The 23,872-nt window shown below is 59.2% G+C and carries 21 protein-coding genes; 7 read left to right on the top strand and 14 right to left on the bottom strand.

The annotated features are described in order from the left end of the window. Positions 1 to 302: 302 nt before the first annotated feature. Positions 303 to 518: a 30S ribosomal protein S21 gene (gene rpsU / locus AB7M22_RS24095; protein WP_002551877.1), complete on the bottom strand. Its 216-nt coding sequence runs from the start codon at positions 516 to 518 to the stop codon at positions 303 to 305. 199 nt (positions 519 to 717) lie between these two features. On the opposite strand from rpsU, the gene tsaD reads away from it, so the two are divergent. Next, positions 718 to 1,743 carry a tRNA (adenosine(37)-N6)-threonylcarbamoyltransferase complex transferase subunit TsaD gene (gene tsaD / locus AB7M22_RS24090; protein WP_454187982.1) on the top strand — a complete coding sequence of 342 codons (1,026 nt, stop codon included), beginning with the start codon at positions 718 to 720 and terminating at the stop codon, positions 1,741 to 1,743. Positions 1,744 to 1,766: 23 nt separating this feature from the next. Here tsaD and plsY read toward each other — a convergent pair whose 3' ends face one another. Beyond that, complete coding sequence (plsY, locus tag AB7M22_RS24085; RefSeq protein ID WP_007904248.1) at positions 1,767 to 2,336, bottom strand: glycerol-3-phosphate 1-O-acyltransferase PlsY; 570 nt, start codon at positions 2,334 to 2,336, stop codon at positions 1,767 to 1,769. Positions 2,337 to 2,410: 74 nt separating this feature from the next. Between plsY and folB the strand changes: the two genes are divergently transcribed. Both folB and folK read left to right on the top strand, forming a co-directional pair. Beyond that, positions 2,411 to 2,767: a dihydroneopterin aldolase gene (gene folB / locus AB7M22_RS24080; protein ID WP_454187981.1), complete on the top strand. Its 357-nt coding sequence runs from the start codon at positions 2,411 to 2,413 to the stop codon at positions 2,765 to 2,767. Further along, a complete protein-coding gene (gene folK, locus AB7M22_RS24075; protein ID WP_454187980.1) occupies positions 2,758 to 3,276 on the top strand; it encodes a 2-amino-4-hydroxy-6-hydroxymethyldihydropteridine diphosphokinase in 519 nt (172 codons plus the stop codon). The genes folB and folK overlap by 10 nt, the downstream gene beginning before the upstream one ends. Before the next feature lie 105 nt (positions 3,277 to 3,381). Here the strand turns inward: folK and AB7M22_RS24070 are convergent, their stop codons facing one another. The 11 genes from AB7M22_RS24070 to AB7M22_RS24020 form a co-directional block, all read right to left on the bottom strand. Next, a complete protein-coding gene (locus AB7M22_RS24070) occupies positions 3,382 to 4,611 on the bottom strand; it encodes a multifunctional CCA addition/repair protein (protein WP_454187979.1) in 1,230 nt (409 codons plus the stop codon). A 65-nt stretch (positions 4,612 to 4,676) separates the two neighbouring features. Then, a complete protein-coding gene (locus AB7M22_RS24065; protein ID WP_454187978.1) occupies positions 4,677 to 6,239 on the bottom strand; it encodes a SpoVR family protein in 1,563 nt (520 codons plus the stop codon). Further along, positions 6,236 to 7,507, bottom strand: coding sequence for a YeaH/YhbH family protein (locus AB7M22_RS24060; protein WP_007904257.1), 1,272 nt, complete (start codon positions 7,505 to 7,507; stop codon positions 6,236 to 6,238). The genes AB7M22_RS24065 and AB7M22_RS24060 overlap by 4 nt, the downstream gene beginning before the upstream one ends. 201 nt (positions 7,508 to 7,708) lie before the next feature. Further along, complete coding sequence (locus AB7M22_RS24055; RefSeq protein ID WP_007904259.1) at positions 7,709 to 9,631, bottom strand: PrkA family serine protein kinase; 1,923 nt, start codon at positions 9,629 to 9,631, stop codon at positions 7,709 to 7,711. A 297-nt stretch (positions 9,632 to 9,928) separates the two neighbouring features. After that, a complete protein-coding gene (gene glpE / locus AB7M22_RS24050; protein ID WP_007904261.1) occupies positions 9,929 to 10,258 on the bottom strand; it encodes a thiosulfate sulfurtransferase GlpE in 330 nt (109 codons plus the stop codon). Between the two features lie 33 nt (positions 10,259 to 10,291). After that, a complete protein-coding gene (locus AB7M22_RS24045) occupies positions 10,292 to 11,173 on the bottom strand; it encodes a symmetrical bis(5'-nucleosyl)-tetraphosphatase (protein ID WP_454187977.1) in 882 nt (293 codons plus the stop codon). Beyond that, on the bottom strand, positions 11,173 to 11,553 hold the full coding sequence (gene apaG / locus AB7M22_RS24040; RefSeq protein ID WP_454187976.1) for a Co2+/Mg2+ efflux protein ApaG: 381 nt from the start codon (positions 11,551 to 11,553) through the stop codon (positions 11,173 to 11,175). The genes AB7M22_RS24045 and apaG overlap by 1 nt, the downstream gene beginning before the upstream one ends. Before the next feature lie 115 nt (positions 11,554 to 11,668). Then, entirely contained in the window at positions 11,669 to 12,487 is an 819-nt protein-coding gene (rsmA, locus tag AB7M22_RS24035) for a 16S rRNA (adenine(1518)-N(6)/adenine(1519)-N(6))-dimethyltransferase RsmA (protein ID WP_454187975.1), read from the bottom strand. Then, positions 12,484 to 13,473, bottom strand: a complete 990-nt coding sequence (gene pdxA, locus AB7M22_RS24030) for a 4-hydroxythreonine-4-phosphate dehydrogenase PdxA (protein ID WP_454187974.1) — start codon at positions 13,471 to 13,473, stop codon at positions 12,484 to 12,486. Before pdxA ends, rsmA begins: the two co-directional genes overlap by 4 nt. After that, positions 13,470 to 14,786, bottom strand: coding sequence for a peptidylprolyl isomerase SurA (gene surA, locus AB7M22_RS24025; RefSeq protein WP_454187973.1), 1,317 nt, complete (start codon positions 14,784 to 14,786; stop codon positions 13,470 to 13,472). Before surA ends, pdxA begins: the two co-directional genes overlap by 4 nt. Beyond that, positions 14,767 to 17,565 carry an LPS-assembly protein LptD gene (locus AB7M22_RS24020; RefSeq protein ID WP_454187972.1) on the bottom strand — a complete coding sequence of 933 codons (2,799 nt, stop codon included), beginning with the start codon at positions 17,563 to 17,565 and terminating at the stop codon, positions 14,767 to 14,769. Before AB7M22_RS24020 ends, surA begins: the two co-directional genes overlap by 20 nt. Before the next feature lie 130 nt (positions 17,566 to 17,695). Here AB7M22_RS24020 and AB7M22_RS24015 point away from each other — a divergent pair, with 130 nt between their 5' ends. From AB7M22_RS24015 to AB7M22_RS24005, 3 genes are read left to right on the top strand one after another with little or no spacing between them, the layout of a single operon-like run. After that, the gene (locus AB7M22_RS24015; protein WP_454187971.1) at positions 17,696 to 18,715 is read left to right on the top strand and encodes an aminoglycoside phosphotransferase family protein; all 1,020 of its coding nucleotides are present in this window, start codon (positions 17,696 to 17,698) and stop codon (positions 18,713 to 18,715) included. Continuing rightward, the gene (murU, locus tag AB7M22_RS24010) at positions 18,712 to 19,383 is read left to right on the top strand and encodes an N-acetylmuramate alpha-1-phosphate uridylyltransferase MurU (RefSeq protein WP_454187970.1); all 672 of its coding nucleotides are present in this window, start codon (positions 18,712 to 18,714) and stop codon (positions 19,381 to 19,383) included. Before AB7M22_RS24015 ends, murU begins: the two co-directional genes overlap by 4 nt. A gap of 1 nt (position 19,384) precedes the next feature. Further along, entirely contained in the window at positions 19,385 to 20,149 is a 765-nt protein-coding gene (locus tag AB7M22_RS24005; RefSeq protein WP_454187969.1) for a TerB family tellurite resistance protein, read from the top strand. Positions 20,150 to 20,281: 132 nt separating this feature from the next. Here AB7M22_RS24005 and AB7M22_RS24000 read toward each other — a convergent pair whose 3' ends face one another. After that, entirely contained in the window at positions 20,282 to 21,271 is a 990-nt protein-coding gene (locus AB7M22_RS24000; RefSeq protein ID WP_454187968.1) for an alpha/beta hydrolase family protein, read from the bottom strand. 73 nt (positions 21,272 to 21,344) lie between these two features. Here AB7M22_RS24000 and AB7M22_RS23995 point away from each other — a divergent pair, with 73 nt between their 5' ends. Then, positions 21,345 to 23,741: a PAS domain-containing sensor histidine kinase gene (locus tag AB7M22_RS23995; RefSeq protein ID WP_454187967.1), complete on the top strand. Its 2,397-nt coding sequence runs from the start codon at positions 21,345 to 21,347 to the stop codon at positions 23,739 to 23,741. The last annotated feature ends 131 nt before the right edge of the window (positions 23,742 to 23,872 follow it).

The raw sequence follows: 23,872 nt of genomic DNA, 5'->3' as shown, positions 1-23,872 counted from the left end.
TGTTTCGCTGAATCCGGCGACGGCCAGTCATTGGCCTCGGATAGCTCATAAGCGGGCACGCAAGAAGGTGCCTTGGGCTGATCGTCGTGAGAGGAATCAGTGGGTGTGCTCGTCAGTAGCCTTGGAAGGCTCGTCAGAAAAGACGTGCACCGCTGGCAAAAGAGCCAGGTCTGACGCTGTGAAGCAGATTTGTCTCGGTCGCGTCTGCGGCTTTGACGGTGAAGCATCAAGCGTTTTCCGCAAATGCCATTAGCCCGGCTGAGGGCCGGGCTTGGCAGAAGCTTGCTACGATCGTCTGTGTATTAGTACAGACGAACGGCGCGGCGCTGTTCGCGCTGAACTTTCTTGGCGTGACGCTTAACAGCGGCTGCTGCCTTACGCTTACGCTCAGAAGTTGGCTTCTCGTAAAATTCGCGGCTACGAACTTCAGCCAGTACACCGGCTTTTTCGCAGGAGCGCTTGAAACGACGCAGAGCTACGTCGAAGGGTTCGTTCTCTTTTACTTTGACGGCTGGCATCCAGAGCTACCTTCATTCATTACCGGGGTCAACATCCTCGCGGCAAAAGAGCACTTGAAGACGTCGGTTTTTAAGGGTTGCGGATGTTAACCCCTCATCGCTCGGAATGCAAAGCCTCTGATCGAAAACCGCTGGTCGGGGCATCACGCGACGACTATTATGCGCGCCTTCGAATTCAGCCTCTACAAGGCGCAAACCCATGCTAGTACTGGGATTAGAAACCTCTTGCGACGAAACCGGTGTCGCACTTTACGACAGTGAACGCGGGTTGTTGGCCGACGCGCTGTTCAGTCAGATCGATCTGCATCGTGCCTATGGCGGCGTGGTGCCGGAGCTGGCGTCGCGTGATCACGTCAAACGCATGCTGCCCTTGATTCGTCAGGTGCTGGCCGAGGCCGGCTGTGTGCCGACCGAGATCGACGCCATCGCTTATACCGCGGGTCCTGGCCTGGTCGGAGCCCTGCTGGTGGGGGCTTCGTGCGCCCAGGCGCTGGCCTTTGCCTGGGGCATTCCGGCCTTGGGCGTGCACCACATGGAAGGTCACTTGCTGGCGCCGATGCTGGAGTCGCAACCACCGGAGTTCCCGTTCGTCGCTTTGTTGGTGTCGGGTGGTCATACGCAGCTGGTTCAGGTCGATGGGATCGGCCAATACACGCTCTTGGGCGAGACCCTCGACGATGCTGCCGGCGAAGCATTCGACAAGACCGCGAAGATGATGGGCCTGAATTATCCGGGCGGCCCGGAGATCGCTCGTCTGGCAGAGCAAGGCGTTGCAGGACGTTTCACCTTTCCGCGTCCGATGTGTGATCGTCCAGGCTTGGCTTTCAGCTTCAGTGGCCTGAAAACCTTTGCTCTGAACACCTGGCAGCAGAGCGTCAACGCCGGGGACGACAGCGAGCAAGCCCGTTGCGACATCTCGCTGGCGTTCCAGCAGGCCGTGGTGGAGACTTTGACCATCAAGTGCAAGCGTGCCCTGAAACAGGCGGGTCTCAAGCGTCTGGTCATCGCAGGGGGCGTCAGCGCCAACAAAGCACTGCGGGTTTCACTGGAGAAAATGCTCGGCGACATGAAGGGCGATGTGTTTTATGCCCGTCCGGAGTTCTGCACCGATAATGGCGCGATGATTGCGTTTGCCGGCTGCCAGCGCTTGCAGGCCGGCCAGCATGAAAGCCTGGCGATCAGCGTGCAGGCGCGCTGGCCGATGGAGCAGTTGTCGGCGCTGTGATGAGCGGCGCTCACGTGCGGTATTTAAAAATGCCGTTCGCGCCCGGCAAACAGGTCGCGTAGATTGCCGCGATGACGCCAGACGATCAGGCCTGTGAGCGCGCTCATGGGTAGCAGTGCCGCCGGTTCTTGCCAGGCAAGCAGCGGCAGGGTCAGTGGCGTGGCAATCAGGGCGGCGAGTGAGCTGGTGCGGGTCAGGTAGAACGTCAGCAGCCAGGCGCAGACCGCCAGCAGCGCGGCGGGCGGGTAGAGCCCCAGCAGCATGCCGGCCGCGGTGGCGACACCCTTGCCACCGCGAAAGCGGAAGTACAGCGGAAACAGGTGACCGATAACGGCGCAGACGCCGATCCAGGCCTGTTCTTGTAGTGAAAGGCCTATTGCGCCCGCGATCAATACGGGCAGCAGGCCTTTGTTCAGGTCGCCGAGCAAGGTCAGGATGGCGAGTTTCTTGCCGGCCAGGCGCAACATGTTGGTGGCACCGGCATTGCCCGAGCCACTCATTCGCGGATCGGGGTTACCGGTCAGGCGGCTGAGCAAAATGGCGAAGGACAGAGAGCCGAGCAGGTAGGCGAGGATCGCCAGTAACCAAAACATGCTAACTATTCCGGGCGAGGACGCCCTGATTCTAACGGCGCATTGCGCCCTTGTCGTGCAGTGGAGAGAAGTGCTTGGACAGAGTGTTTATCGAGGGCCTGGAAGTCGACACCGTGATCGGTGCCTACGACTGGGAACGAGGCATCCGACAGTGTCTTCGACTTGATCTGAGCTTCGCCTGGGACAATCGTCCGGCCGCCGCCGGTGATGATCTGACCCTGGCGCTCGACTACGCGAGCGTTTCGTCGCGTATTCAGGCGTTTGCCGAGCAGGCGCAATTTCAGCTGGTCGAGACCTTTGCCGAGCGTCTGGCGGAAGTTCTGATGAGCGAATTCAACATCACCTGGATGCGCCTCAAACTGACCAAGCCAGGTGCCATTCCGGCTGCCGCGGGTGGTGTGGGCGTGGAGATCGAGCGCGGATGTCGCTGACTCAGGTGTATCTCGGGCTCGGTAGCAACATCGAGCGCGAAGCCCATTTGCAGGCAGGCCTGGACGCCCTGGCGGGTTTCCTGGTGGATATGCGCTGCTCGGCGGTATTCGAAAGCCAGCCGGTGGGGATCAAGAGCGGCCCGTTTTTCAACTTTGTGGTATCGGCCTTCACCGATCTGCCGCTGATGGAGCTGGATCGACGGTTGAAATTCATCGAAGCGGATAACGGCCGTTACGCGCCGGACCGCAAGGGCTTGCCGCTGGATATCGACGTGCTGCTATTCGGCGACCTGGTGGGCAACTTCGATGGCTTGATCTTGCCGCGGGCCGAAATTCTGAAAAATGCATTCGTGCTATGGCCGTTGTCGCTGATTGCGCCTGATAGAGTGCATCCGGGCGTAGGCAAGAGCTTTGCGACCTTGTGGAGTGAAGCGCAGATCGATCAGGTGTTGGCGCCGGTAGCTTTTGAGTGGCGCGGTGAGCAGTTGACCCCTTTGAGTTTGTTGTGAGGCGCAAGACGCCTTCGCGGGCAAGCCCGCTCCCACAAGTTAGCGTCGTTTACATAATCGACAAACGACTCGCACCTGTGGGAGCGGGCTTGCCCGCGATGCTTTTCAAGCAGGCGCCGCCGCTTTGTAAGCTTTCAACGCCTTGAGCCGCTCGCGCTTGATCGCCTCGCCCAACTCCGGCCCCTTGAATCCCTTCTCCAGCAACGGCTGAATCGCAATGCTTCGCGCCGCAGTTGCCGCACCCCGCAAATAATCCGCCTGTGGATAACTTCTCTGCTCCAGGCCTTTACGCCCTCGAGCGTCCATCTCGCACGCCGCGATAAATTCCTCAAAGCGCTGAGGTCGACGATAGACGTCGAAACTCTGCAGTAACTCCAACAAGGTCGACGGTTTCAACTCCAACGCACGATGGCCATGGGTGTGATACTCGCCCACCAGCAGCGCCAGTTCCTGACAGTCCTTCGGTGCCTTGAAGCGCTCGTTGACCGCTTTGATCAACTTCAGGCCTTTGTGCTCGTGAGCGATGTGGCGGGGCCATTCTTCCTCGGGCGTCAATCCTTTGCCCAGGTCATGCAGCAAGCAGGCCCAGCGTACGGTCAGCGGTTGTTTGTGCAGCGCCGCTTGCTCCAGCACGCTCAGGGTATGCACGCCCGTGTCGATTTCCGGGTGATGGGCTGCGGGTTGCGGTACACCGAACAGCGCGTCGACTTCCGGCATCAGTACCTTGAGAGCACCGCATTCGCGCAGCACCTCGATAAATACTTGGGGTTGGTCTTCCATCAGTGCGCGAGCGATTTCTTTCCAACTGCGTTCCGCGGTCAATGCCTCCAATTCACCTGATTCGCTGAGTTGACGCATCAGCTCCAATGTCTCGGGGGCAACGGTGAAACCCAGTTCCGCATAACGCGCGGCGAAGCGGGCAACGCGCAGAACACGGAGAGGATCTTCGGCGAACGCGGGGGAAACGTGACGAAGCAGGCGCGCCTCTAGATCCCGCTGGCCTTGGTAGGGGTCCGTCAGGTTCTGCTGGTCGTCTTCAGCCATGGCGTTGATCGTCAGGTCGCGACGAATCAGATCTTCTTCGAGCGTGACGTCGGGGCTGGCGTGAAAGATGAAGCCGCCGTAGCCGCGCCCGTTTTTGCGTTCGGTGCGGGCGAGGGCGTATTCCTCACCGCTTTTGGGGTGAAGAAATACCGGGAAGTCCGCGCCCACTGGACGAAAGCCCTTGGCGAGCATTTCTTCGGTGGTGGCGCCCACAACGACCCAGTCGATATCGGTAACAGGTTTGCCCAGCAGGCGATCACGGACCGCTCCACCGACTTTATAAATCTGCATAAAAAACCTCCGTTAGCCCGACAGAATAACCTTTGCGTCGAACTTCCGGAGGCAGAAAAACAGGATCAAAGATGAATGACTGCCAGGTCCAGCCGGCCGTAATCCCCCTCGCCGTGTTCACTTCTGGGCGGGACATGGTGGGTTTTCATCACCTGGTCCCCTTGCAGGGTTTCCAGGTGAATGTCGAAGCCCCAAAGACGGTGCAGGTGCTTGAGCACTTCGTCGGTGGAATCGCCCAGCGGTTTGCGGTCGTGTTGCTGGTGACGCAAGGTCAGGGAGCGGTCGCCACGCCGGTCGATGCTGTAGATCTGTATGTTGGGTTCGCGATTGCCCAGGTTGTATTGCGCCGCCAGGGTTTCACGAATGGTTCGATAGCCGTCCTCGTCGTGTATCGCCGGAACCAGCAGATCGTCCTTCTGATCGTCATCGAGGATGCTGAACAGCTTGAGGTCGCGGATCACCTTGGGTGACAGGTACTGCAGGATGAAGCTCTCGTCCTTGAAGCTGCTCATGGCGAATTTGATGCTGGGCAGCCAGTCGGTGCCGGCGATTTCCGGAAACCAGCGATAGTCCTCTTCGGTGGGGTGTTCGCATATCCGGCGGATATCGCGATACATGGCAAAACCCAGGGTGTAGGGGTTGATGCCGTTGTAGTAGGGGCTGTCGAAGCCGGGTTGAAAAACCACGCTGGTATGGGACGTCAGGAACTCCATCATGAAGCCATCGGTGACCAGGCCTTCGTCATACAAGTCGTTCATCAAGGTGTAGTGCCAGAACGTGGCCCAGCCTTCGTTCATCACCTGGGTCTGGCGCTGTGGATAAAAATACTGGGCGATCTTGCGCACGATCCGCACGATTTCGCGTTGCCAGGGCTCCAGCAGCGGAGCGTGTTTTTCGATGAAGTACAGGATGTTTTCCTGAGGTTCGGCGGGGAAGCGTGCGTTGTCCTTGTCGCTGTACTTGTCCGCGCCTTTTGGAATGGTTCGCCACAAATCGTTGATCTGCTTCTGCAGATGCTCTTCCCGATCCTTCTGCCGACGACGTTCTTCTTCGGCGGAAATCGGATAAGGGCGTTTGTACCGGTCGACCCCGTAATTCATCAGCGCATGGCAGGAATCGAGCAAGTCCTCTATCGCGTCGATGCCGTGGCGTTCTTCGCACTGCATGATGTACTGCTTGGCGAACACCAGGTAATCGATGATCGAGCTGGCGTCGGTCCAGGTGCGGAACAGGTAGTTGCCTTTGAAAAAGCTGTTATGGCCATAGCAGGCATGAGCCACCACCAGAGCCTGCATGCAGATGGTGTTTTCTTCCATCAGATAGGCAATGCAGGGGTCGGAGTTGATCACAATCTCGTAGGCCAGGCCCATCTGGCCGCGGCTGTAGGATTTTTCGGTGCTGAGGAAGTGTTTGCCATAGGACCAATGGTGATAACCCAACGGCATACCGACAGAGGCGTAGGCGTCCATCATCTGCTCGGCGGTGATCACTTCGATCTGGTTGGGGTAGGTATCCAGCGCATAGCGGGCCGCGAGACGACTGATTTCGCGGTCGTAGGCCTGGATCAGCTCGAATGTCCATTCGGAGCCGGTGGAAATGGGTTGGCGCTTCTGCTCTTTGGCGGTCATGTCACTAACCTGCGCTGGAAGAGTTCACGAAAGACCGGATAGATATCCCCGGCCGAGACCAGTTGCTGCTGGGCAAAAGTATCAGAGAAGGCTTCGGCGATGCGTTCGTACTCGAACCACAAGGCCTGGTGTTCGCGCGGGGTAATCTCAACATAAGTGTAGTACTGCACGAACGGCATGATCTGATTGATCAGGATGTCGCGGCAGATCGGCGAATCGTCGTTCCAGTTGTCGCCGTCGGACGCCTGGGCGGCATAGATGTTCCATTCATTGCTCGGATAACGCTCGGCCATGATCTCCTGCATCAGTTTCAGGGCGCTGGAAACGATGGTGCCGCCAGTTTCCCGGGAGTAGAAAAACTCCTCCTCATCCACTTCACGGGCACTGGTGTGGTGGCGGATGAACACGACGTCGATTTTGTCGTAATTGCGCTTGAGGAACAGGTACAGCAGGATGAAGAAGCGTTTGGCAATGTCCTTGGTTGCCTGGGTCATGGAGCCGGATACGTCCATCAGGCAGAACATCACTGCTTTGGAGCTGGGGTTCGGCTGCTTGATCAGCAGGTTGTACTTGAGGTCGAAGGTGTCGAGAAATGGCACTCGGTGGATGCGCGCGCTGAGCTTCTCGATTTCTGCTTCGAGCTCCTGGATATCGCCGAAGTTGTCCGGCTCTTCGCGTTTAAGCCGTAGCAGTTCCTCTTTGACTTCGCGCAACTTCGCCCGGCTGCTGCCGGACAAGGCAATGCGCCGTGCATGTGCCGAACGCAGCGTGCGGATAATGTTGATCCGCGACGGGTTGCCTTCGTTGCTGATGCCTGCGCGTACGGTCTTGAAGGTGTCGGTGCCGGTCAGGTGGCGTTTGACCAGATTGGGTAATTCAAGGTCCTCGAACATGAATTCGAGGAATTCTTCCTGGGTAATCTGGAAGACGAACTCGTCCATCCCTTCACCCGTGTTACCGGCCTTGCCGGGGCCTCTGCCGCCGCCACCTCCGGGCGGACGGGCAATGTGCTCGCCGCTGGTAAATTCCTTGTTGCCGGGGTGCACGATGGTTTGCTTGCCGCCACGACCGTGGTGAAGCACCGGCTCGTCGATGTCGCGGCCGGGAATGCTGATTTGCTCGCCGTGTTCCATATCGGTTATGGAACGCCGGCTGACCGCCTCTTCGACTGCCTTTTTGATGTGATCACGATAGCGCCGCAGAAACCGCTGGCGGTTTACCGTGCTCTTGTTCTTGCCATTGAGACGTCGGTCGATCACATAGCTCATGACTGCTCCTTAGAAGCTGTCCTGAAAGGGGCGAGCGTTAACGCAGCATAAGGCCAGTGCTGGAGGGTGTACACGCTCCCCCAAGCGCTTTGATGCTGCCTGAACCTCGCTACCGCATTTCGGACACCTCCAGAGGCCTGTGTAACAGAAAAAGCGTAAACAGGCCTCGGGCTAACGACAACCGGTCTGACCGGCAGCGGGTTACTGTGATTTTCTGACCCGCAAGTACCACTCGGACAGCAGTCGTACCTGTTTGTCGGTGTAGCCCCGCTCGACCATCCGTGTGACGAAGTCGTTGTGCTTCTGCTGGTCCTCTTTGCTGGCCTTGGCGTTGAAGCTGATGACCGGCAGCAGGTCCTCGGTGTTGGAGAACATTTTCTTCTCGATGACCACCCGCAGTTTTTCGTAGCTGAGCCAGGTTGGGTTCTTGCCGTTGTTGTTGGCTCGGGCGCGCAGTACGAAGTTGACGATTTCGTTGCGGAAATCTTTCGGATTGCTGATGCCGGCCGGTTTTTCGATTTTCTCCAGTTCCTCGTTCAGGGCTACGCGGTTGAGGATCTCGCCGGTTTCCGGATCGCGGTATTCCTGATCCTGAATCCAGAAGTCGGCGTACAGCACGTAGCGATCGAAGATGTTCTGGCCGTACTCGCTGTAAGACTCGAGGTAGGCAGTCTGGATCTCCTTGCCGATGAATTCGATATAACGTGGCGCCAGGTACTCTTTCAGGAAGCGCAGATAGCGTTCCCGGGTCTCGGCCTGGAACTGTTCCTGTTCGATCTGCTGTTCCAGTACGTAGAGCAGATGTACCGGGTTGGCGGCGATTTCGTGCGGATCGAAGTTGAAGACCTTCGACAGAATCTTGAAGGCGAAGCGGGTCGACAGACCGTTCATGCCTTCGTCGACGCCCGCTGCGTCGCGGTATTCCTGGATCGACTTGGCCTTCGGATCGGTGTCCTTGAGATTTTCGCCGTCATACACGCGCATCTTGGAGTAGATGTTGGAGTTTTCCGGCTCCTTGAGGCGTGAGAGCACGGTGAACTGCGCGAGCATTTTCAGGGTGTCGGGCGCGCAATGGGCCTTGGCCAGCGAGCTGTTGAACAGAAGTTTGTCGTAGATCTTCACCTCGTCGCTGACGCGCAGGCAGTACGGCACTTTGACGATATAGATCCGGTCGATGAATGCTTCGTTGTTCTTGTTGTTACGGAAGGTGTGCCATTCCGATTCGTTGGAGTGGGCCAGCAGGATCCCGGTAAACGGAATCGCCCCCAGGCCTTCGGTACTGTTGTAGTTGCCTTCCTGGGTAGCCGTCAGCAATGGGTGCAGCACCTTGATCGGTGCCTTGAACATTTCGACGAATTCCATCAGGCCCTGGTTCGCCCGGCACAGTGCGCCCGAGTAGCTGTAGGCATCGGCGTCGTTCTGCGGGAACTCTTCCAGTTTGCGGATATCGACCTTGCCCACCAGTGCCGAGATGTCCTGGTTGTTTTCATCTCCCGGCTCGGTTTTCGCGACCGCAATCTGGTTGAGGATCGACGGATAGAGTTTCACCACGCGGAACTGGCTGATATCGCCGCCGAATTCGGCCAGGCGCTTGGTGGCCCATGGCGACATGATGGTATTGAGATAGCGCCGGGGAATACCGAAGTCTTCTTCGAGGATCGCGCCATCTTCGGTGGCGTTGAACAGACCCAGGGGCGACTCGAAAACCGGCGAGCCCTTGATTGCGTAGAAGGGCACTTTCTCGATCAGTTGCTTGAGCTTTTCGGCCAGGGATGACTTACCGCCACCGACAGGGCCCAGCAGGTAGAGGATCTGTTTCTTTTCTTCCAGACCCTGAGCGGCATGGCGGAAATACGACACGATCTGGTCGATGCATTCTTCCATCCCGTGGAAGTCTTCAAAGGCCGGATAGCGGCGGATCACCTTGTTGGAAAAGATTCGCGACAGCCTCGAGTTGGTCGAGGTGTCGAGCAGCTCCGGTTCTCCGATGGCCAGCAAGAGACGCTCGGCGGCGGAAACGTAGGCGCTGCGGTCCTTTTTGCACAGCTCCAGGTACTCCTGCAGAGAGAGTTCTTCCTGGCGCGTGGACTCGAAGCGTTGTTGGAAGTGGCTAAAGATACTCATGACGTCACCTCGCTCGATACGTGGAGCCGACGCCGGATCACTCAGTCGATGCTGGCAGCAACCGAACAGGCAGTTGCTGTTTACCCCCCAGAACTCTCCCGGAGCTGACGACTCCGAAAGCTACTCCCGATGACCCGCGCGCCGGTGTACCGGCTCTCCCCTGTTTTGGATGGCCTGCGCTTAAGGATAGTTGGGAATTCGGAAGGTAAATGCAAGATGCGTAATAAGTTGTGGCAGACCGTTCGTCTGTCACCGCGCTAGCCCGCGGGGACCGGGGCTTGCGCGCATTGAAAAAAATTATTCGGAAGTGCCTTGCGCCGTTTCCGAAGGATAGGTCGTACGCCACAACTCGAAACCGCCATCCATGCTATAGACGTCGGAGAAGCCTTGGCTGACTAGATAGGCAGCCGCGCCTTGGCTGGAATTTCCGTGATAGCAGACCACTACTGTCGGCGCGTCCAGGTCAGCGCCCTGAATGAAAGCATGCAGGGAATGATTGTCCAGATGCTTGGAGCCAGCGATGTGCAGCGCGGCAAACGTTGCCGGATCGCGGACATCGACCACCACCGCGCCTTGTTCGCGCAGGGCTTGGGCCTGTTCTGGGGGGATACGTTTGAATTCGCTCATGGCGGGCTCCTGTGGCTCGGCTGAAAGCGCAGTCTAGCGCGGGGCGCTGGCTGACGTTTGTTCGGGAATAGGGGCGGCGACAACCGGCCGAGTGTGGCCATGGGCGTCGCATTTACACTGCAGGCGCTCACCGGTGTCGACGTTCATCAGGGTCATGGCGCCACCCCAGACGCAACCGGTGTCGAGCGCAAACAGGCCCGGCTCGTTGCACTGGCCTTCGAGCGCCGCCCAGTGGCCGAAGATGATCTTCAGGCCTTTGGTCTTGCGCTCCTTGTGGGTGAACCACGGCGCATAGCCCGGCGGTGCGGTGTCGATGCCTTCCTTGCCCTTGAGATCGAGTTTGCCGTCGCTGGTGCAAAAGCGCATCCGGGTGAAATAGTTGGTGATGACTCGCAAGCGCGCGGCGCCTTTGAGGTCGTTGTCCCATTTCACCGGCTCGTTGCCGTACATACCGTCGAGGTAAGGCGCGAAGCGGTTGTCGTCGTGCAGGGCTTCTTCGACTTCGGCGGCGCACTTCAAGGCTTTGCGCAGCGACCATTGCGGCGGAATGCCGGCATGGACCAGGGCGATATCGCGCTGTTCGTCGTAATGCATGAGCTTTTGTTGCCGAACCCACTCCAGCAGCTCCGCGCAATCGGGTGCTTCAAGAATCTCGCGCAGCGTATCCGCCTTCTTCAGGCGTTCGATGTTTTGCCCGACGGCCAGCAAGTGCAGGTCATGGTTGCCGAGCACGCACACCAGCGATTCGCGGAGGCTATAGAGAAAGCGCAAGGTTTCCAGCGACTGTGGGCCTCGGTTGACCAGATCTCCCACCAGCCATAACCGGTCCTGGGCCGGGTCGAAAGCGACTTGCTTGAGCAGGCATTGCAGCGGCTCAAGGCAACCTTGCAAGTCGCCGACGGCATACGTCGCCATCAGTGCAGGGCTCCGGGTACCGCCAGACGAAACGGAGCGATGACAGCATCGAAGTGTTTGCCGTCGTCGGCGACCATCTCATAGGTGCCCTGCATCGTACCGACCTTGGAGGTCATGACGGTGCCGCTGCTGTAAGTATGGCTCTCGCCCACGGCGATCAACGGCTGCAGGCCGACGACGCCTGCACCGCGAACCTCCTCGACATGCCCGTCACCGTCGGTGATCACCCAATGCCGTGAAAGCAGTTTGGCGGGCACCAGGCCATTGTTCTGCACGGTGATGGTATAGGCGAAGGCAAAGCGATTTTGCTCGGGTTGCGATTGTTCTGCCAGATAGCGGGTGACGACGCTGACGTCGACCTGATAACGAGGATCGGACATGCAAAAGGCCTTAGAAACGAAGCGGGACGCGGGGCATAGCTGATAGAACTCAGTCTAGGCCAAGTATCGGGTAGTAAACCAGAGTGGCGTCCTACCCGATAGCGCTCATCGCCTTTCAGTCGGTGGCAGGCTTTTGTAGGACTTGTTCGCTGAGCTTGTCGGCCAGGCGCACGAAGGCAGCCAGATCGAGCTGCTCGGGGCGCAAGCTGCCATCGACGCCGGCGGCTTCGATTTCGGCGTTGCTCAGCAGCAATTTGAGAGTGTTTCGCAATGTTTTACGGCGCTGGTTGAAGGCTTCGCGCACGACGCGCTCCAGCAGTTTGTGATCTTTGGCTGGATGCGGGAGTACCGCGTGAGGGACCAGCCGCACGATGGCTGAATCGACTTTCGGCGGTGGATTGAATGCGCCCGGGCCCACGTTGAATAGATGTTCTACCCGGCAGTGATACTGAACCATGATCGACAGGCGACCCCAGTCACCGCCACCAGGCCCCGCCGCCAGACGCTCGACCACTTCCTTTTGCAGCATGAAGTGCATGTCACGAATCAGGCTTGCGTTGTGCAGCAGATGAAAAATCAGCGGCGTAGAGATGTTGTACGGCAGGTTGCCGACCACTCGCAGGCTGTTCGGCGCAGCGTTCAGGCTGTTGAAGTCGAACTTCAGCGCGTCACCCTGATGCAGGTGGAAATTGCTCTTGCCGGCGAACTGCTGGTTGAGGATCGGGATCAGGTCCTTGTCCAGCTCTACTACGTCCAACTGGGCGCCGCTGTCGAGCAGGCCTTTGGTCAATGCACCCTGGCCCGGGCCGATTTCCAGCAGACGGTCTTCAGGCTTGGCATGGATGGAACGCAGGATACGGTCGATAACGCCGGCATCGTGCAGGAAGTTCTGGCCGAAGCGCTTGCGCGCCCGGTGTTGGTAATGCTCGGTCATAAACGGGTCTCGGCCATCTGGTAGGCGGTTTCCAGGGCGACTTGCAGGCTGCCGGTGTCGATTTTGCCGCTACCGGCCAGATCCAGGGCGGTGCCGTGGTCGACCGAAGTGCGGATGATCGGCAAGCCGAGGGTCACGTTGACTGCCGCGCCGAAGCCTTTGTATTTCAGCACGGGCAGGCCCTGGTCGTGGTACATCGCCAGCACCGCGTCGCAGTGCTCCAGATATTTGGGGGTAAACAGAGTGTCGGCGGGCAGGGGACCGCGAAGGTCCATGCCCTCGCCGCGCAGGCGCTCTAATGTAGGTTCGATGATGTCGATTTCTTCATGGCCCAGATGACCGCCTTCACCGGCGTGCGGGTTAAGCCCGCAAACCAGGATGCGTGGCTGGGCGATGCCGAATTTTTCTTGCAGGTCGGCGTACAGGATCCGCGTGACCCGCTCCAGGCGCTCCGGTGTGATTGCATCGGCAATCTCGCGAAGGGGCAGGTGAGTGGTCACCAATGCCACGCGCAAGCCGCGGGTGGCGAGCATCATCACCACTTGCGCGGTATGAGTCAGGTCAGCGAGAAACTCCGTGTGCCCGGAAAAGGCGATTCCGGATTCATTGATCACGCCCTTGTGCACCGGGGCGGTGATCATGCCGGCGAAATGCCCGTCCAGGCAGCCCTGGCCAGCACGCGTCAGGGTTTCCAGAACGAAAGCCGCATTGGCTTTGTCCAGTTGCCCGGCGATGACCTTGGCGTTAAGCGGCGTATCCCACACATACAGGCTGTTGGCCGGGGCCGGAGTATCTGGCCAGCTGTCCGGCGCTACCGGCAGCAGATTGACAGCCACGCCCAGCTGCGCGGCCCGCTCGATGAGCAGGTCGCGGCTGGTAATGGCAATCAGGGGATGTGGCTGAGCTTGCGAGGCGAGCAGCAGGCACAGGTCGGGACCTATGCCGGCCGGTTCGCCGGGGGTCAACGCGAAACGCTTGGGTTTCACTGCGTTGCCTGGTCTGCACCAGGGAGCTTGATTTCTACATACGCTTCGTCACGGATCTGACGCAGCCAGGTTTGCAGCTCTTCATCGTATTTGCGGTTACGCAGTACGGTCATTGCTTGCTGTTCGCGGGCCTGGTTGGTGCTGTCGGTGGCGCGGCGGCCAAGGACTTCCAGAACGTGCCAGCCATATTGAGTCTGGAACGGCTTGGACAGCTGACCTTGTGGGGTCTTGGCCATCACTTCGCGGAATTCAGGCACCAGTGCATTTGGGTCGATCCAGTTCAGGTCGCCACCGTTGAGGGCGGAGCCCGGATCTTCCGAGAAGCTTTTCGCCAGCTCGCCGAAATCTTCGCCCGCTTCGATGCGGGAGTAGAGCGATTGAGCCAGAGCCTTGGTTTTTGCTTCGTCGCGGATCGGGCTTGGTTTTACCAGGATGTGACGCACATGCACTTCGTCACGCACCTGGGCTTCGCCGCCACGCTTGTCGAGGATCTTCAAAATGATGAAGCCGCCCGGGGTACGCATAGGCTGGGTCACGTCACCCACTGCCATGGTGCCCAGCAGGCGATCGAACGGAGGTGGCAGTTGAGCGGCTTTACGCCAGCCCATGTCGCCGCCTTCCAGCGCGGTTTCGCTGGCGGATTTGGCGATTGCCAACTGACCGAAGTCAGCGCCTTGCTTGAGCTGCTGGTAAACCGCGTCGGCTTGTTTGGCGGCATTCTGAATCGCGTCAGAGTTGGCGCTTTCTGGCGTAGGAATCAGGATGTTGGCTAGGCGGAACTCTTCGGACAGCTGCATCTTGCCCAGGTCGGACGCCAGGAAGTTCTTCACCTCCTGCTCGGACACCTGGATGCGTTCAGCCACACGGCGCTGACGTACACGGCTGATGATCATTTCGCGGCGGATCTGGTCACGAGCGTCGTCATAAGACAGACCGTCGCGAGACAAAGCGGAGCGGAATTGTTCAATCGACATGTTGTTGCGCTGGGCAATGGTGCCGACAGCCTGGTTCAGTTCTTCATCGGTAATGCGGATGCCGGAACGCTCGCCGATCTGCAGTTGCAGGTTTTCGACGATCAGACGCTCGAGCACCTGCTGATCCAGCACGCCCGCAGGCGGTACGGCAGCACCGCGTTTGGCGATGGTTTGCTGAACTTCGTGAACGCGCTGGTCCAGTTGGCTCTGCATGACCACGTCGTTGTCGACGATAGCCACCACTTTATCGATGGACTGTACCGCGGCGTTGGCCGCGGTACCCAGGAACAGCGCGCCCAGCATCAGCGGGCGCAGACAATCAGAAAGCTTGGTCTTCACGTTCACGATAACCTTGGATGCCTTTGTCGAGGAAGCTCTCTACCTTGGCGCCGGTGAGGCCGCCGAGTCCCTTCAGAACAATTTGGAGGAAGATGCCGTGGTCGCCTTTTTCGTTTTCCGGGGCGTTCTGACTGAACTCGTCATAGCTGACCCAGTAACGGTTGATCAGGCGCAATTTCCAGCAGCAGTTGTCGTATTCGAAACCACCGAAAGCTTCCAGAGTACGGTTGCGGTTGTAGTCATACTGCCAGCGGCTGATAGCGTTCCACTGCGGCACGATCGGCCAGATCACCGAGAAGTCGTGCTGCTTGATCTTGTAGTAGTCCTTCACGTAGCCAGGAGTGCCCGGAGTACCGTAGTCACCGCCGCCTACCGACCATTTACCGGTGTTCTGGTCATAACGAACCTGGTCATTGCGATAGCGATAACCGGCGTTGATGACCTTGTTCGGGTTGTCTTCAGGCTGGTAGTGGAACATCGCGCTGCCCGAGCGAGGGCTGCGGCTGTCCGGGTCCCAGTTGTAATCGGCGGTGGTGCGCCAATCGCGGTTCCAGCGGTATTCGTATTCCAGTGCGTACGGCGAAACTTTGGCTTGTGCATCGTCGCGGGTTTTTGCATCGATACCTGGCAACTGGACTTCGCGGTCCTTGAAGTACACAGCCTGGCCGACGCTGATGCGTTGACGTTCGAAGCCGTTTTCTTCGATCCAGCGGTTGGTCACGCCCAGCGACAGTTTGTTCTCGTCGCCGACACGGTCGGAGCCGGAGAAGCGGTTGTCGCGGAACAGCGAGGCGTAGTTGAAGGTGTATTCGCCTGTATCAAATACCGGAATGTCCTCTTGGTCAGTCTCAGGGACGTAGAGATAGAACAGGCGCGGCTCGAGAGTCTGGCGATAGTTCTTGCCGAACCATTGCGTGTCGCGATCGAAGTACAGGCCGCTGTCGATGCTGGCAATTGGTACGCCACGGTTTTGATTGCTGCTGAACGTACCATTGATACGGTCTGCCTCTGCATCCTGCAAAGCGATGTCGCTTTTACCTTTGCCGTCCAGATCCAGCTGGTACTGGGTGTACTGATATTTCAGAGACGGCTTCAAGAACCCATAGGTCCAGTCCAACGGCAGGCTGACACTCGGCTTGAGATTCAAACGGTCGCCGTTAGCGCGAGCCAGGCCGGTTACGTTGTTATCAAGTCGCGGTGCGACGGTGCCATCTTCGTTTACGAAGTTGCCATTTTTCAAGTCACGGTCGAACCGGACGATTTCAGTCTCGTAATCGAAATCCAGACCTTCCGGATGATACGGCAGCTGGCCATTGAAGGTTATCTGCGGCAAACGATCATAAGGCGTGATGTTCGAAACAGTCGCCAGCTGATAAGCCTGGGCATTCAAGCGAGCGGTGTAGCTATCGCCACGATAGGTGACAGAGCCTTGTTGGTTCACGTAATCAGCGCTTTTCACACCAATCTGGTCAGTCTGCAGATCCTGGAAGTAATACGGATCGCTGATCTTGGTGTAATCGACCTGAGTCATTACGCGCGAGTCCAGGCCACCCTTGTGCTGCCAGTTGTACATGTAGCGGGTTTTTTCGTAGTCGCTCTGCTTGCTGCGCTCGGTTTCCTCGTCGTTGAGGTAGGCGGCGCCGAACTGACCTTCGCTGGACTTGGTGAGGTAGCGGAATTCGCCTTCCATCAACAGGCCACGGTTGCTCATGTAGCGTGGGTACAACGTGGCATCGTAGTTCGGCGCCAGGTTGAAGTAGTACGGAGTGACCAGCATGAAGCCGGTATCGCTGCCGGTGCCAATGGTTGGCGGCAGGAAGCCGGACTGGCGACGGTCGTCGATCGGGAAGTAGATGTACGGCGTGTACAGAACCGGAATGTCCTTGACCCGCAGTGTCACGTTGGTCGCGGTACCGAAACCGGTCGCCGGGTTCAAGGTGATGTTGTTGCCCTTGAGCTGCCAGGCGTTGCTGTTCGGTTCGCACGTGGTGTACGTACCATCCTTGAGGCGGATGATCGCGTTCTCGGCACGTTTGGCGTATAGCGCATTACCGCGGATACGCGATTTGTGCATCACGTATTCGGCGTTGTCGACCTTGGCTTCACCGGTGTCGAGCTGCACATCGGCGTGGTCGCCCACGATCAGTGCGCCATTGTCGCGAATGCGCACGTTGCCGCTCAGTTCGCCACGGCTTTCGGCCTGGTACAGGTTCGCTTCGTCGGCTTCGGCCTGCATGCTGCCCTGACGCATGACCACGTCACCGGCCAGGGTCGCGACCTGCTCCTCCTGCTTATAGCGGGAGGCCTTGGCACCGAGAAAGGTTGGCGCGTCACTTTTATTCGTCTTGTCATTCATGCCAGGACGAATCGGTTCGATATAGGAACCAGAGCAGTAAGGACCGGTTTCGGCCAATTGCGCTGCAGTGAGCTTCTCGCGCGGAACCCAGTCGAGGTGGCTGTAGTCTTCACTACGCGACTTCAGGCCGCGGCCCTTGGACTCGGTAACCAGCACTGGTTTGGCGCCGGTGTCTGCGCTGGAGCCGGTGTCTGCCGCGGCTTCACCAGTGGCGGAAACTGCGCTGCCGTCATGGACGGGGCGTGGCGGCAATGCAGCAGCCGGCGCCTTTGGCGCACAGTCCCAGGCACCCGAAGCAGAGACTGAGCAGTCATACTGTTCCGCGGCGACCACGAACGAAGTGGCTAGAGGTTGCAGGGCCAGCAGACTGCCGGTAACCAACAACGGAAATTTTTTACGAAACGCGGGGGATTTCAATGCCATCTTATTAGTCCGGGCTTCCTGCGTGCCATCTGCCCGCGGTGTGGGCCGCACGCCTCTCGATGGTCTGAAAAAGATGCTGGATAATAAAGCATGACCCGCTTGACGGCTAGCGCCGTCGGAGACCCTTGCAATGCCTGACCAAGATGTACGCTTGCAACACCTGAAAGTTTGGCTCGATGAACAGTTGGCTATCCTCTTTGCAGAACACGGCTGGGGCGTCGTACCCCCGGCCACGTTGACTGCGGCCAGTAGCGACGCGAGTTTTCGGCGCTACTTCCGCTGGGAAGGCGCAGGCCGGAGTTTCGTCGTGATGGACGCGCCGCCGCCCCAGGAAAACTGCAAACCCTTCGTGGATATCGCTTTTCTGCTGGCGAAATCCGGAATAAACGTACCGATAATTTATGCCGAAGACCTCGATCGTGGTTTTCTTTTGCTCAATGACTTGGGCAACAAGACTTACCTGGACGTGATCGACAGCGAAAACGCCGACGATTTGTTCAAGGATGCCCTGCAAGCGCTGCTGGCTTTCCAACAGTTGCCGATGGTGGCGCCGCTGCCAAGTTATGACGTGGCACTGCTGCGTCGCGAGCTGGAACTGTTCCCCGAGTGGTACGTGAAACGTGAGCTGGGCATTGAGTTCGACTCGGCGCAGCAAACACTTTGGCAGCAGGTCAGCGACCTGCTGATCGACAGCGCTCTGGCTCAGCCCAAAGTCCTGGTGCATCGCGACTACATGCCGCGCAACCTGATGCTCAGCGAGCCGAATCCCGGCGTGCTGGATTTCCAGGATGCGGTTTACGGTCCTGTGACCTACGACGTGACTTGCCTGTTCAAGGACGCCTTCCTCAGCTGGCCTGAAGAGCGTGTGCGTAGCTGGCTGGAGGATTACTGGCAGCAAGCTGGCGCACTCGACATCCCGGTGCAACCTGACTTCGAAGATTTCCTGCGCGCCAGCGACCTGATGGGCGTGCAGCGCCACCTGAAAGTCATCGGCATTTTCGCCCGGATCTGCCATCGCGATGGCAAGCCGCGCTACCTCGGCGATGTACCGCGCTTCTTTGCTTATATAGACGCGGTCATCGCCCGTCGCCCTGAACTGGCGGAGTTGGGTGAATTGCTGGCCAGTCTGCGTGCTGGAGCGACTGCATGAAGGCAATGATTCTGGCCGCGGGTAAAGGCGAGCGCATGCGTCCCCTGACCCTGACCACGCCAAAACCGCTGGTTCGCGCCGGCGGAGTGCCCCTGATCGAGTATCACCTGCATGCCCTGGCGGCTGCCGGGTTTACCGAGATAGTGATCAACCATGCCTGGCTCGGTCAGCAGATCGAAGATTATCTGGGCGATGGCTCACGGTATGGCGTGAGCATTCAGTACTCGGCGGAAGGTGAGCCGCTGGAGACCGGTGGCGGTATTTTCCGTGCGTTGCCGTTGTTGGGTGACGAGGCCTTTGTGGTGGTCAATGGTGATATCTGGACCGACTACGATTTTAGCGTGTTGCACCAGCCCATCGCCGGGCTCGCTCATTTGGTGCTGGCGGACAACCCGGCTCATCATCCGACCGGGGATTTCACCCTGCTCGATGGTCAGGTGCAGGACGGTCAGCCGGACACATCAACCCTGACCTACAGTGGTATTGCCGTGCTGCACCCACAGCTGTTTGACGGGTGCTCGGCCGGTGCCTTCAAACTTGCGCCGCTGCTGCGCAAAGCCATGGCTGACGGGCAAGTGAGCGGCGAACGCCTGAATGGGCATTGGGTGGATGTCGGCACCCACGAGCGCCTGACTGAAGTAGAAACTCTGATAGAAGCGAGACGCTGACATGTTGTGGCCAGGGACTCTGATTGGAGCCGGAGCGGGCTTTGCCATAGCCAGCATTCCGGGGGCCATGCTCGGTGCTTTATTGGGGCAGGCGCTGGACCGGCGCTTGCACCTGCAGAGCTGGGCGCATTTATGGGAAAAATTCGGCGGTCGCTCGGTGCTGCGCAACGATGAACTGCTGTTCGTGTTGTTGGGCCGATTGGCCAAGAGCGATGGGCGGGTAGTGGATGGCCACATCCAGCAGGCGCGGCAGGAAATGCGTTCGCTGGAGATGAGCGAACCGGCGCAGCGTCGAGCGATTGCGGCGTTCAACCGCGGTAAGTCGGGACATGACCGGTTGCGCGGTTATCTGCGACGCCTGAGTGCTCAACCCCATGCGGCGGAAGGTGTGCTACGTGCCTGTTGGCGGATGGTCTGGGCTGATGGCCGCGCCGGTAGCAGTGAGCGCGAGCTGATTGCCCAGTGGGGCAAATGGTTGGGCTGGACGTCGCATCAAGTGCATGCGCTGGCGAGCGACTACGAGCCGAAGCGCCCATCGGTCAGCAGCGCGATCACTTATCAAGACGCCTTGCAGCTATTGGGAGTGTCGGCGACCAGTGAGCCGGCACAAATCAAGCGCGCCTATCGACGCCTGCTCAGTCGTCATCATCCGGACAAGATTGCCGGCAGCGGTGCGACGGCGTTGCAGGTTCGCGAGGCCACGGACAAGACTCGCGAGCTGCATACCGCTTACACATTGATTCGTGAGCGGCGGGATTTTCGTTAGCAGGGTGGAGTTGTGTTGTCAGTGATTCCGTCTTCGCGAGCAAGCCTCGCTCCTACAGGTTTTATGATCGCCGGGCGCGACACGTAACCTGTAGGAGCGAGGCTTGCCCACGAATGGGGACGACTCGGTCTATCAGTCCGCCGCATTCTGTGGATTCAACCACCCGCGCACCCGACGAACCAGCTGCTCTTGTTCTGCCTTGGCATTTGGCAGCGCCTTGAGCGATACCTGACTGAACCCCGAAGTCTTCAAGCGCTTGCTGGCCTGCAAGCGTTCCAGCGCCGCGTTACGATCCCCCGACTTATCCATATAGAAGATATCTGCGGTAGGCAGCTTCAAGGTGGGTGTGAGCTCAGCCAGCCCCGGTTTTGCTGTAACAGGCGTCTGGGCGGCGACCATCACCAGCTTCTCCACTTGCGATGGCTGCTTCTCGCTCAGATAACGCGCGGCCCAGTAAGCGCCGGTACCATGGCCCAACACGACGATACTGCGAGCGCTTTGCTGTTCGGCGTAGGCGATGGCTGCATCGATGCGGGCGAAGATTCGCTCAGCGTCGGCTTTGGCCTGTTCTTCGGTGGTTTCGACGATGGCCTTGTCGGCCACGTCCGCTTCGCCGCCGGCCGCCTGTTCGATGGGCGCCGCAGTCGTGGAATCTTTGCTGCCGGCATCAGGCGTTTTAGGCGCTGGCGCCACTTCGACGATGCGTGGCGCAATGGCTTCGCTTTGCAGGTCCGGCAAGGTGATACTCAGGCTGCTCCACTCGGCGTCCGGCAACTTGCGCCGCAATGGGCTGATCGCTTGCGGCCAGTCAACGGTTTCACCGGCGCCCGGGATGATAATCACCGCGCCTTTGGGTTCGGCGGTATTGGCCGGTTTCCACAAGGCGAGAAAGTTGTCGGTGCCGGCTTGCAGTTGTTGCTGTTCCTGCGCCGGGATTTTTCGCTCAAGTGCGCTCGCTTCTTCCTGACTACGCTCAAGCAGAGGCTGGCGTTCAACCGGTTTTTCTTCTGCGGGTTTTTCCGCAGCGGCAGGTGCCGGGTCGGCCGCCTCGACGGAAAACGCGCAAGGCAGGATCAACGACAGGCACAATGCTGGCAGTGCCAGGCGGTAGACAGGGGGCATCGGATATTCCAGGCCAGAAGTTATTCCGGCAGCCTAATGGGTTGGTCAGTATTTGTCAGTGTGTGAGACTTCGATGATGCATTTTCGCTGCCTGTGGGTTATCGGCTGTTTATGGTTTCCCTTGATGGGCTGGGCGGCGCCCGCGCCACCGGCGCACGTCGTGCACCTGTCGCCAGCGCAACAGCAATGGCTGGCGCAGCATGGCGAGTTGCGGGTCGCAGTGGTGTTGCAAACGCCCTATGCTCAATACGATCGCCGCTTGCAGCGCCTGTCCGGGGTTAACGTCGAACTGATGAAGTGGCTGGCCAAGGCCCTTAAGCTCGAACTGAGCTGGCGTAATTATCCTGATCTTGCGCAATTGGAAGCCGCAGCGCGTGAAGGCGACATCGATATCGCGCCAGGCCTGACGCAAACCCCCGCAGGGTTGCGGCTTTGGCAGTTTTCCGACCCTTACATGCGGGTGCCGCAACTGGTGGTGAGCGACCAGAAAAGCACCGGTGCGGTAGAACTGGAAAAACTCGATAGCCAGACCCGCGTCGCCGTGCGCATGCCCAGCGTCACCGCCGATTATTTGCGCAGCACCTATCCTCATCTGAACCTGCAAGGCGTGCCTCTGGAGCGCCAGGCGCTGCAACTGTTGTTGAGTCAGCAGGCCGGTTACGCCGTGGTCGATGAAGCGCAGTTCGGGCGTCTGTCTGCCGAGCCTGAGTTCTCCGGGCTGGCCGTGGTGGGCGATATCGGTTTCCCGCAACTGCTGCGAGTGGCCACGCGCCGGGACTGGCCGGAGTTGGCCGGCATCGTCGAAAGCGCGCTGCGGGCGATCCCGGCGAAGGATCTGGAGCAACTGCACAATCAATGGGTGCAACCCAAGTATCCGCGACTGTCCGAGTCGCCGGGTTTCTGGCAGAACCTCTGCCTGCTCCTGATGGTGTTGCTGCTGAGCAGCATGGCCATTGTGTTCTGGCAGCGCCGTCAACAATACAGTCTGGAGCAACGATTGCTGGCGGCGCGCGAAGACATTGCCCTGCGCGAGGCCAGCGAAGAGGCCTTGCGCCTCACGCAGTTTTCCATCGATCAGAGCACCGTCGGCATCCTCTGGGTCAACTGGGACAGCCATGTGCGCTATGCCAACCGAGCGGCCGAAACCATGCTCGGCTACCCGGCGGGCGGGATCATCGATCGGCCATTGATCGACTTCGAGCCCGGCTTGCACATGGACCGCTGGCTGAGCCTGTGGAAACGCGCCCGGGCCAGTGAAGAAGGGCCGCAAAGTTTCGAAACCAATTGCGTGCGAGCCGATGGCAGTATTCTGCCGGCGGATGTTTCGTTGAGCTTTTTGCGCTTTCGCGATGGCGAATACCTGGTGGTTTACCTCAATGACGTCACCGAACGTCGTCGCGCCCTGGCCGCGTTGCAGGAAAGCGAAGCGCGGCTGCAAGGGATCGCCGCCAACGTCCCTGGCCTGGTCTTTCGTCTGGAGCGCGCGCCGGTGACCGGGCAGATCGACTTTGCCTACATCAGTGAAGGCAGTGAGAGCCTGGTGGGGTACTCGCCGGCGACTCTGGCCCATCGCGACAAAGGCTTGCGCAGCCTGGTGCATCCGGATGACAAAGCCAGTTATCACCAGACTCAGGACCATGCACTGGACACCGACAGTGACTGGTCGTGGCAGGGACGGATTCTGACCCGTCAGGGCGAGCAGCGCTGGGCCGAGATCAAGGCCATCACTCGTCGGCTCGAGGACGGCGCCTATGTCTGGGACGGGATCGTGTGGGACATCACCGAGAGCAAGCGCATCGAACTGGAACTGGCCAGTTCCCGCGAGCAATTGCGCGAGTTGTCCGCCCACCTGGAGAGCGTTCGGGAAGAGGAAAAGGCCCGTATCGCCCGGGAAGTTCACGACGAGTTGGGTCAGATGTTGACCGTGCTGAAGCTGGAAACGTCCATGTGCGAACTGGCCTACGCCCAGCTCGACCCGGGTCTGCATGAGCGCTTGAACAGCATGAAGCGGCTGATCGCTCAGCTGTTTCAACTGGTGCGCGATGTAGCCACGGCGCTACGGCCGCCGATTCTCGATGCCGGGATTGCCTCGGCCATCGAATGGCAGGCCCGGCGGTTCGAGGCGCGCACGCAGATCCCGTGCCTGGTACAAGTGCCGGATAACTTGCCGGTGCTCAGTGATGCCAAGGCCATCGGGCTGTTTCGGATCCTTCAGGAAGCGCTGACCAATGTCATGCGCCACGCCCAAGCGCATACTGTTGAACTGACACTGGCCCTTGAGGGCGACGAACTTTGTCTGACTGTTAGCGATGATGGCGTAGGATTTGTCGCCGCTCCTGGCAGGCCGACATCCTTTGGTGTGGTCGGCATGCGTGAGCGGGTGTTGATCATGGGCGGGCAGTTGTCGCTTGAGAGTGAGCCGGGGGAGGGCACGACCCTGACTGTGCGAGTGCCGCTGGATGAAGCCTGATGGTTTTGTGTTGTTTGAGCTGGCGCCTTCGCGGGCAAGCCCGCTCCCACAGGGGTTTGTGTAAGTGCGCAGATCTTTGACTCCCCTCAATCACTGTGGGAGCGGGCTTGCCCGCGATAGATCCTGGCTCT

The sequence above is a fragment of the Pseudomonas sp. ADAK2 TE3594 genome (genome assembly GCF_053628675.1).
Note: the sequence above shows the minus strand (reverse complement) of the source record. Positions and strands in the feature narration are given on the sequence as shown.

What these genes read in the sequence shown, in the direction of transcription:
- rpsU (WP_002551877.1), bottom strand. Translation starts at nt 518, where the DNA reads ATGCCAGCCGTCAAAGTAAAAGAGAACGAACCCTTCGACGTAGCTCTG.
- tsaD (WP_454187982.1), top strand. Translation starts at nt 718, where the DNA reads ATGCTAGTACTGGGATTAGAAACCTCTTGCGACGAAACCGGTGTCGCA.
- plsY (WP_007904248.1), bottom strand. Translation starts at nt 2,336, where the DNA reads ATGTTTTGGTTACTGGCGATCCTCGCCTACCTGCTCGGCTCTCTGTCC.
- folK (WP_454187980.1), top strand. Translation starts at nt 2,758, where the DNA reads ATGTCGCTGACTCAGGTGTATCTCGGGCTCGGTAGCAACATCGAGCGC.
- AB7M22_RS24070 (WP_454187979.1), bottom strand. Translation starts at nt 4,611, where the DNA reads ATGCAGATTTATAAAGTCGGTGGAGCGGTCCGTGATCGCCTGCTGGGC.
- AB7M22_RS24065 (WP_454187978.1), bottom strand. Translation starts at nt 6,239, where the DNA reads ATGACCGCCAAAGAGCAGAAGCGCCAACCCATTTCCACCGGCTCCGAA.
- AB7M22_RS24060 (WP_007904257.1), bottom strand. Translation starts at nt 7,507, where the DNA reads ATGAGCTATGTGATCGACCGACGTCTCAATGGCAAGAACAAGAGCACG.
- AB7M22_RS24055 (WP_007904259.1), bottom strand. Translation starts at nt 9,631, where the DNA reads ATGAGTATCTTTAGCCACTTCCAACAACGCTTCGAGTCCACGCGCCAG.
- glpE (WP_007904261.1), bottom strand. Translation starts at nt 10,258, where the DNA reads ATGAGCGAATTCAAACGTATCCCCCCAGAACAGGCCCAAGCCCTGCGC.
- AB7M22_RS24045 (WP_454187977.1), bottom strand. Translation starts at nt 11,173, where the DNA reads ATGGCGACGTATGCCGTCGGCGACTTGCAAGGTTGCCTTGAGCCGCTG.
- apaG (WP_454187976.1), bottom strand. Translation starts at nt 11,553, where the DNA reads ATGTCCGATCCTCGTTATCAGGTCGACGTCAGCGTCGTCACCCGCTAT.
- rsmA (WP_454187975.1), bottom strand. Translation starts at nt 12,487, where the DNA reads ATGACCGAGCATTACCAACACCGGGCGCGCAAGCGCTTCGGCCAGAAC.
- AB7M22_RS24020 (WP_454187972.1), bottom strand. Translation starts at nt 17,565, where the DNA reads ATGGCATTGAAATCCCCCGCGTTTCGTAAAAAATTTCCGTTGTTGGTT.
- AB7M22_RS24015 (WP_454187971.1), top strand. Translation starts at nt 17,696, where the DNA reads ATGCCTGACCAAGATGTACGCTTGCAACACCTGAAAGTTTGGCTCGAT.
- murU (WP_454187970.1), top strand. Translation starts at nt 18,712, where the DNA reads ATGAAGGCAATGATTCTGGCCGCGGGTAAAGGCGAGCGCATGCGTCCC.
- AB7M22_RS24005 (WP_454187969.1), top strand. Translation starts at nt 19,385, where the DNA reads ATGTTGTGGCCAGGGACTCTGATTGGAGCCGGAGCGGGCTTTGCCATA.
- AB7M22_RS24000 (WP_454187968.1), bottom strand. Translation starts at nt 21,271, where the DNA reads ATGCCCCCTGTCTACCGCCTGGCACTGCCAGCATTGTGCCTGTCGTTG.
- AB7M22_RS23995 (WP_454187967.1), top strand. Translation starts at nt 21,345, where the DNA reads ATGATGCATTTTCGCTGCCTGTGGGTTATCGGCTGTTTATGGTTTCCC.